Below are 1,935 nucleotides of genomic sequence, written 5' to 3'. Positions count from 1 at the left end.
AAAAAAAAATAGGGATATATTGACCAAATTGCCAAAAATTAGAAATTATTAAATTTATGTTTTATATAAAATAAATGTAATCCTGGGCAAAGATGAAAATTTGCATTTTTGCCCAAGACTTATAACTGCTTACATGCCCGCGTCATAACCTCTTGAACGGGTTTTTTTCGGTTTTAATGCTTCTTCTCCTTTCTTCTGTGCATCTTCATAAGTTACGCTTTGACGTTCTGCTTTAATCTTCTCATTCATGCTAGTAGATTTAGATTGAATCGAAGCATTAACCGAAGCACGATTATTCACCCCTTTGGTGCTTATTTTTCCATCTGCAATAGCCATATTTATATTGGATACATGACGGCTTGCGCCTGCAATCATATCTGCTGCATGATCACGCTCAGAAGAAATATAAGCATCATCTGCGCTAGTTGTTGGATCATTACGCGCTTCGGCTTCTCTACTACGTGCAAGGCTTATCATTCGATCTGCTGCAATAGCTGCATCACGTTTAGCAACAATAAATTCATCAGCTAACATACGCTGTGCAATTTTATCGCCCCGATTAGCTGCTAAGTCATTCCAATCTGAACCTTTTTCATCATGATCAAATTTTGGAACCATTAGGCCAGCACCGTGATTCTCTGCCGCTTCTTTTGCTTTGATTAAACCTACATTTTTTTGAGGTTGTCCATTTTCATCAAGCTCTCTAGGCTTCATGTGGTCATTATCAGCCGCAATTAATAATAAACCTGTCGGATTCTTTTCCCGCAACTGTCGAGCAACTGAGTCAATATTACCGCTATCAATTGCTAAAAAAACGGGTCTATCACGCATTAATCTTGATACTGTATCAGCCGTTGCAATTCCCTCTCCAGCAAGCACCAAAGGAAATGATGGATCAGATTTCGACTTATCAAAAGCCGCCTGTATATTTTCAGCCCCAACTACACTAAGTAAGCCAGCTTTTCGACCTCCTTTCATTAAGCTCTTAAAATATGGGTTTACGCTTTGAAGTGACCATAATTTACCTTCCATGTCATAACAAGGAACGAGTAGATCACCAGCTTTAAATACCCTATTTTTTGGGTCTTGCAAGCGTAACGCTTTAGCCTCTTGTGCTGTCTTTGCAATTCTAATACCGTTCGCATGTGCCTCCGGTGACACAGTGTTAGGAACTACTTTCAAGCCGGATGCAGCCGGGTTAAGCATACCTTTAGCTTTGCAATATTGATTTTCAGGAGTAGCAAGCGGGGCTTCTTTCCATAATATTTGAGCAGCTTCTGCCGTTGCCTCATGCTTAGCTAGTCTTTCTGCCTGTCTTGCCTCATATTGCTGTTGAGCCTGTTGTGTTTGCTCTGCGCGTTGCTCAGGTGTTAGCTCTTTTATCGCACCTTCCGGCTTCCAGTGAACAACTTCACCTGTATGGTAGTTTTGAATATACCCGCCTGCTGTTATACCGTCTAAATGTCCTGCATAAGCACCACTTAAACCGCCTTTCTTATCTGTTGTAGTTGGTACTCGATGTAATTTCCCATCCATAACAGGAGAATCAACAACCAACTTAGCTTCTTTTAAAGCCCGTGCAAACTGAGACTCTACGCTTTCCTTTTCTTCGGTATTTTTTAAGACATTCCCGTTATCAGTACGCCATTTGCTAACAGCTTCTAAATTAGCGCCTTCCGGTGCATACCACGACTTAGCTTCTTTATCCCACTTAAGTTGAAAGCCTGCTGCTTTAGCTACTGCTTTGGCTTCATCTTTTTCTGCATACGGTACTGCTAAATAAGTCCTAGACGGTGAAATAGCCTCCGGCTGCGGCTCATGATACATAACAAAGCGTTCATCACTTGATGCGTTTATTTGTTGATTATCAAGCTGGGGATCATAACCCGGCCCGTCAAATTGAGGATCATAACCCGGCCCATCAAATTGAGGATC

1 protein-coding gene is annotated in these 1,935 nt (G+C 41.3%); it reads right to left on the bottom strand.

Annotated elements, in window-relative coordinates; translation table 11 throughout:
- Positions 1-129 precede the first annotated feature (129 nt).
- Positions 130-1,935: DUF5710 domain-containing protein (locus BMW42_RS14560; protein WP_171260745.1), on the bottom strand; the 1,806-nt coding region annotated here is incomplete at its 5' end.

This window comes from Acinetobacter sp. DSM 11652, assembly GCF_900109815.1.
In the GTDB taxonomy this organism is placed as follows: Bacteria; Pseudomonadota; Gammaproteobacteria; order Pseudomonadales; family Moraxellaceae; genus Acinetobacter.
Note: the sequence above shows the minus strand (reverse complement) of the source record. Positions and strands in the feature narration are given on the sequence as shown.